We start from the raw sequence: 5,008 nt of genomic DNA, 5'->3' as shown, positions 1-5,008 counted from the left end.
CCCACACAGGCCGCGTCGCGGTTACGAATTGAGTTCTCTGCGCGACAGCGCAGCCCGTAGGGCTGTGTTATCTCCCACAGGGCACTGGCCCCCTAGTAATCCCACCGCCAACGCACCGCTGCAGTCAGTCATCATCCTGCGCCGGCTTCGCCGGCTCCGGCCGCAACCCCGGCAAGGGCTGATCCTTCGGCGGCCCGGGCACCGGCATCGGTGGCAGCAAAGGCGCACCCGGCTGGCTGTCATAAGCCTTGGGCGGCGTGCTCGGGGTGATCTGCGGGTAAGGCGTGGGGGTTGGCGTACCCGGCGCACCGGGCACCGGGGTCGCCAGCCGGGGCGGCGTACTGGCGGCATCGGCCATGGGCAGGCCCGCCAGCCACAGCACGGCTAGGATCGCGCGCAACATCAGTAACCTCCTGTCGGGAACCTTCCTACAGGCTACGCCTAAATCAACGCTTTCGCCTGTCCGCCCGCCCTGCAAGCGCGCTAGACTCAATGGCATAACCGTCACCTGCCTGATCAGAACAAAGGAAACACCATGAGCGCCTCCTCTTCCGCTGCCGCCACCGCGCGCCTGGACCGCATTCTCGCCGACGCCAAGCGTGACAAGGAAATGGGCTACCGCGACAAGGCCCTGAGAATGTACCCGCACGTGTGCGGCCGCTGCGCCCGCGAGTTCGCCGGCAAGCGCCTGAGCGAGCTGACCGTGCACCACCGCGACCACAACCACGACAACAACCCCCAGGACGGCTCGAACTGGGAGCTGCTGTGCCTGTACTGCCACGACAACGAGCATTCGCGCTACACCGACCAGCAGTACTTCAGCGAAGGCTCCACCAGCACCCCGAGCATCGCCAAGGCCACGCACAACCCGTTTGCCGGCCTGGCTGGCTTGCTGAAGAAAGACTGACCATCGATTCGCCCCCCGCTGCTACCGGGCAGCCCGTATAATCGCGCTTTTTTCGCGAAGGGCCCCGGTACGTGGCAAACAAACGATACAGCTGCATCGGCCTGTTCAACCCCAAGTCGCCGGAAAACGTCGGCTCGGTGATGCGCGCCGCGGGCTGCTACGGCGTCAACTCGGTGTTCTACACCGGCAAACGGTATGAGCGCGCCCGTGACTTCGTCACCGACACCAAGCGCGTGCACTACGACATCCCGCTGATCGGCATCGATGACCTGCAACGCATCATTCCGCTGGGCTGCACCCCGGTGGCGGTAGAGCTGGTGGACGGCGCCCGGCCCCTGCCGGAATACACCCACCCGGACCGCGCCATCTACATCTTCGGCCCAGAGGACGGGTCGCTGAGCGAAGAAGTGCGCGGTTGGTGTGAAGAGACCATCTACATCCCGACCGAGGGCTGCATGAACCTGGCGGCGACGGTGAATGTGGTGCTGTACGACCGTATGGCCAAGGGGCTGAATACCCGGTCGGGGCCCAAATTCAAGTAAAAAGCCGCTCTTGCTCAGCTCACGAAGCGTTGATCCAGATGGTCTTCAGCTCCATGTATTGGTCATGGGCCCAGATGGACTTGTCGCGCCCACCAAAGCCAGACTCCTTGTAGCCACCGAACGGCGTGGTCACGTCACCTTCGCCGAAGCAGTTGACCGTGACCACCCCGGCGCGGATTTCACGCGACAGGCGCAGCGCAGTTCGATGTAGCCCTCGGCGGCGATCTGGCGCAGCAGTTCGCGCACGGGTGGGCGCGACAGGCCGAATTCGTCGCACAGAGCCAGTTCGTCCACTACCGCCCCCGGGGCCAGTTCCATGCTCAGGATCCGGCGGCGCAGCGCCTCGGCCAACACCGCCTTGCGGTCCGGTGGCACTTGCGCTTCGAGGGGCTGAACGGCTGAATCTGTCTGAGCCTTTGTTTTCAAGGCCTCCAGCGGTTTCGACAGCGGTGATTAAACACCCTTGAAGCTGCATTGCCAAACCGGACAGGGTATTCGCCATATACGACACAGCCAGCTGCTTTTCACCGTTTAAACCCCACCCAGGGCTCGCCGCCGGGCGATGCAACTGAACGCTGGCGTTGCCGTGCAGGTCAGCTGCTTACATTCCACAAGGAGGGTTTGCCATGCTCGATAGCCATTCCGCTGCGTCATCGCAGCACAATGTTCATGGCCTGGAACGTGCCAGCTCACTGGCCGGTGGGGCGCTGATGTTCAGCAAAGGGCTGCGCCGTGGCGGCCTGGTTGGCTTGCTGCAGATGGCGGTGGGCGGCCTGGCCGTGGCGCGTGGGGTCAGCGGGCACTGCGCCACCAAGGCCTGGTGGCAGCGGCACCGGCAGGAGTATCAGCGCTTGCGCTCGGATATCGAGCGTAGCGCGGCGGACCTGGAGGCGTTGAAGGCCAGCGCCGAGGCGGCGACGCGCGGGGTGACGGTGACCGGGAAGGATCCGTTGGCTGGCGGTTGATTGATGCATTGCCTGTGCCGGCCTCTTCGCGGGCTTGCCCGCTCCCACAGGTGTTGCGCATGCCTTAACTTGTAGGAGCAGGCAAGCCCGCGAAGAGGCCAGCACAGGCAAGAAGAATTTCTAGCGCAACGCCTTGCTCTGCAACACCTCAGACCGCCGCCCCAGCACATTCTCGCTGATCTGCACGAACTCTTCGGTACTTACGCTCGGCAAGCGCATCAACCCGCGCACCACATCATCCAGCGAACGCTTGGCCTGGGTATGGATGCGGATTTCCTTGTCCAGCGCCTGCAGCAGCATTACCCCACGGGCGACCTGCGCAGGGGTGGCCTGTTCGCCACGCAGCCGGGTCACCTTCGCGCCCTGCTTGCTCAGGCGCGCCTGCCAGGCCTGGTAGCGGTCGTCGCTCACCCCGCCAGAGCGGCGCAGCAACTCGCTGGCGTAGTAATCGGTCAGGCTTTCCACCAACCAGTCATTGCCATCACCGGCGCGGATCTGGGCAAACAACTGCACCACCTCACGCAATAACGGGCTGCTGCCGTTCTCGCTGACCATCGGCCTGCCACTGTGCAGGTACACCGACCCCTGCGCCGCCATCGCCCCACGCCACATCCCGTCACGCGCGCCCACCAGCAACAGCTTCGGCGGGTTGCGCGGGAACACTGCCTGCAGTTGCGGCCAGACGAAGGTGAGCAAGGTCAGGCTGTCCATACGCCGCATGCCCTGCCCCACCGGCGCGGCCACGGTCACGTCGGTATCGCCCAGACGGGCGCGGCGGCTGCCCAGGTCACCGGCGAGCATCCAGCCAGTTGGGCGGTCGAACAGGCGCGATACATTGTCGATGCGGAACTTGTCCTGGCCGACGCGCGGCCAGGGCGTTTCGATGCTCTTCCAGCCCGTTGGCAGGTCGAAGGCCAGGCGCGCCACCAGCTCTGTTCCATCCTGCTGGTCGAGGCGCGCAGGCGGCACCAGTTGGTCGCCCAGGAACAGCGCCCAGTGCGGGGTGATACGCGACGAAAACGCGCCACTGGCAAGCTTCTGGTCCAGCAGCACCCGGTAGCTGAGGCTGGTCTTGCCGGCCGCAGGCTGCCATACCCCCCGCTGCCCGTTCAGTTGCCATTGGCCATCGGCCTGGAAGCCGCTGTAGGCCCCGGCCTTGCCCAGGTCGAAGTCAAGGCTGCGCACCGCGCTGCCGTCCGCCAGGGTCAGGCGAACTTCTGCCTGGCCGCTGGCAGGCAACAGGCGCACTTCGTAATCGAGATTGACCTTTTTCGCCCAGGCGGGCGCACTGGCCATCAGGCCCAACAGCAACAACAGCTGGCAACGCATACAGAAACTCCTTGTTCCCCGTGGCAGCGGGCCGCGCTGCTCAGCTGGCGCGGAAAATCAGGTGGTCTTCCCAGTCGTCTTCGTGCACATCCTGCTCCCTGAGCATACGCCCCGCCTGGGAAATGCGCTGTTCATGGACCTGTTGGCGGTCGCCACAGACCAGGTGGTGCCAGGCGGGCAAGTCCTTGCCCTCGCTGACCAGGCGGTAACCACAGGTACTGGGCAGCCAGGTGAACTGGTCGGCCTTGCCCGGGGTGAGCTGGATGCAATCCGGCACCTGGGCGAAGCGGTTGGGGTAGTCGCTGCACTGGCAGGTTTGCAGGTCCAGCAGCTTGCACGCGATGCGCGTGTAATAGACGCTGTTGTCGTCCTCGTCCTCGAGCTTTTGCAGGCAGCACAGGCCGCACCCGTCGCACAGCGACTCCCACTCCTGGGCATTGAGTTGTTCGAGGGTCTTGCGCCGCCAGAACGGCGCGTTGTCAGCGATCATTACACGGTTACCTGCATTCATCTTGTGGTCGCGGCGCGCAGCGGCGCCAGTCTAGAGCCTGGCCTTGAGCAAAGCCAGGCCGCTTGTCAGTCGCTACGCGAAGCAGTAGCGTGCGCGTTTTCCGTCCGTTTGCAGGAGCCGACATGAGCGCCAACCCCCGCGTTGCCGATTACGCCATCAACGAGCAGTTCATCAACCGCTGGTCGCCCCGCGCCTTCACCGCCGAACCGATCAGCGAAGAGACCCTGCTGAGTTTCCTCGAAGCTGCCCGCTGGGCACCGTCGGCGTACAACTCGCAGCCTTGGCGCTTCCTGTATGCCCGCCGTGACACCCCGAACTGGGAGCGCTACCTGAGCCTGCTGGTACCGTTCAACCGTAGCTGGGCGCAACAGGCGTCGGCGCTGGTGCTGGTGATGTCCAAGACCACCTTCGCCGCCCCGGGTGCCACCGAAGAAAAACCGGCGCTGTGGCACACCTTCGACACCGGCTCCGCCTGGGGCCACCTGGCCCTGCAGGCCAGCATCAGTGGTTGGCATACCCATGGCATGGCCGGTTTCGACCAGGCGCTGGCGCGTCAGGAGCTGAAGATCCCTGAAGGCTACGAGCTGCATGCCATGGTGGCGATCGGCAAGCTCGGCGACAAGGCCAGCCTGGACGAAGCGCTGCAGGCGCGTGAAGTGCCCAGCCCGCGCAAGCCGCTGAGCGAGCTGGCGGCTGAGGGGGATTTCAGCCTGTAAGTTTTGGGTGACCAGTACTGGCCCATTCGCGGGTAAAC

The 5,008-nt window shown here is 64.8% G+C and carries 7 protein-coding genes and 2 pseudogenes; 4 read left to right on the top strand and 5 right to left on the bottom strand.

All coding sequences use genetic code 11. From position 1 onward, the window contains the following. Nucleotides 1–124 precede the first annotated feature (124 nt). On the bottom strand, nucleotides 125–403 hold the full coding sequence (locus tag G1E_RS04685; protein WP_009686797.1) for a hypothetical protein: 279 nt from the start codon (nucleotides 401–403) through the stop codon (nucleotides 125–127). Between the two features lie 132 nt (nucleotides 404–535). Here G1E_RS04685 and G1E_RS04680 point away from each other — a divergent pair, with 132 nt between their 5' ends. Further along, nucleotides 536–907 (top strand): YajD family HNH nuclease, encoded by a 372-nt coding sequence (locus G1E_RS04680; protein ID WP_009686798.1) that lies wholly within the window; start codon nucleotides 536–538, stop codon nucleotides 905–907. Nucleotides 908–978: 71 nt separating this feature from the next. Continuing rightward, complete coding sequence (locus G1E_RS04675) at nucleotides 979–1,449, top strand: RNA methyltransferase (RefSeq protein ID WP_009686799.1); 471 nt, start codon at nucleotides 979–981, stop codon at nucleotides 1,447–1,449. Between the two features lie 19 nt (nucleotides 1,450–1,468). On the opposite strand, the pseudogene G1E_RS27260 reads toward G1E_RS04675, so the two are convergent. Next, nucleotides 1,469–1,663: pseudogene (locus G1E_RS27260) on the bottom strand (aldehyde dehydrogenase family protein); the annotation flags it as partial. Beyond that, nucleotides 1,648–1,875, bottom strand: a pseudogene (locus G1E_RS04670) (GntR family transcriptional regulator); the annotation flags it as partial. The pseudogenes G1E_RS04670 and G1E_RS27260, both read right to left, overlap by 16 nt. A 200-nt stretch (nucleotides 1,876–2,075) precedes the next feature. On the opposite strand from G1E_RS04670, the gene G1E_RS04665 reads away from it, so the two are divergent. After that, on the top strand, nucleotides 2,076–2,414 hold the full coding sequence (locus G1E_RS04665; RefSeq protein WP_009686802.1) for a YgaP-like transmembrane domain: 339 nt from the start codon (nucleotides 2,076–2,078) through the stop codon (nucleotides 2,412–2,414). A gap of 120 nt (nucleotides 2,415–2,534) precedes the next feature. On the opposite strand, the gene G1E_RS04660 is transcribed toward G1E_RS04665, so the two are convergent. Then, nucleotides 2,535–3,743 (bottom strand): hypothetical protein, encoded by a 1,209-nt coding sequence (locus tag G1E_RS04660; RefSeq protein ID WP_009686803.1) that lies wholly within the window; start codon nucleotides 3,741–3,743, stop codon nucleotides 2,535–2,537. Between the two features lie 40 nt (nucleotides 3,744–3,783). Beyond that, on the bottom strand, nucleotides 3,784–4,233 hold the full coding sequence (locus tag G1E_RS04655; protein WP_009686804.1) for a YcgN family cysteine cluster protein: 450 nt from the start codon (nucleotides 4,231–4,233) through the stop codon (nucleotides 3,784–3,786). Between the two features lie 143 nt (nucleotides 4,234–4,376). On the opposite strand from G1E_RS04655, the gene G1E_RS04650 reads away from it, so the two are divergent. Beyond that, complete coding sequence (locus G1E_RS04650; protein WP_009686805.1) at nucleotides 4,377–4,970, top strand: nitroreductase family protein; 594 nt, start codon at nucleotides 4,377–4,379, stop codon at nucleotides 4,968–4,970. The last annotated feature ends 38 nt before the right edge of the window (nucleotides 4,971–5,008 follow it).

Source organism: Pseudomonas sp. TJI-51 (assembly GCF_000190455.2).
GTDB lineage: Bacteria > Pseudomonadota > Gammaproteobacteria > Pseudomonadales > Pseudomonadaceae > Aquipseudomonas > Aquipseudomonas juntendi.
This window is presented reverse-complemented; position numbering and strand designations above follow the sequence as displayed.

Excerpts from the sequence above, each read along its gene's own strand:
- G1E_RS04680 (WP_009686798.1), top strand. The coding sequence starts at position 536 with ATGAGCGCCTCCTCTTCCGCTGCCGCCACCGCGCGCCTGGACCGCATT.
- G1E_RS04650 (WP_009686805.1), top strand. The coding sequence starts at position 4,377 with ATGAGCGCCAACCCCCGCGTTGCCGATTACGCCATCAACGAGCAGTTC.
- G1E_RS04685 (WP_009686797.1), bottom strand. The coding sequence starts at position 403 with ATGTTGCGCGCGATCCTAGCCGTGCTGTGGCTGGCGGGCCTGCCCATG.
- G1E_RS04660 (WP_009686803.1), bottom strand. The coding sequence starts at position 3,743 with ATGCGTTGCCAGCTGTTGTTGCTGTTGGGCCTGATGGCCAGTGCGCCC.
- G1E_RS04665 (WP_009686802.1), top strand. The coding sequence starts at position 2,076 with ATGCTCGATAGCCATTCCGCTGCGTCATCGCAGCACAATGTTCATGGC.
- G1E_RS04655 (WP_009686804.1), bottom strand. The coding sequence starts at position 4,233 with ATGATCGCTGACAACGCGCCGTTCTGGCGGCGCAAGACCCTCGAACAA.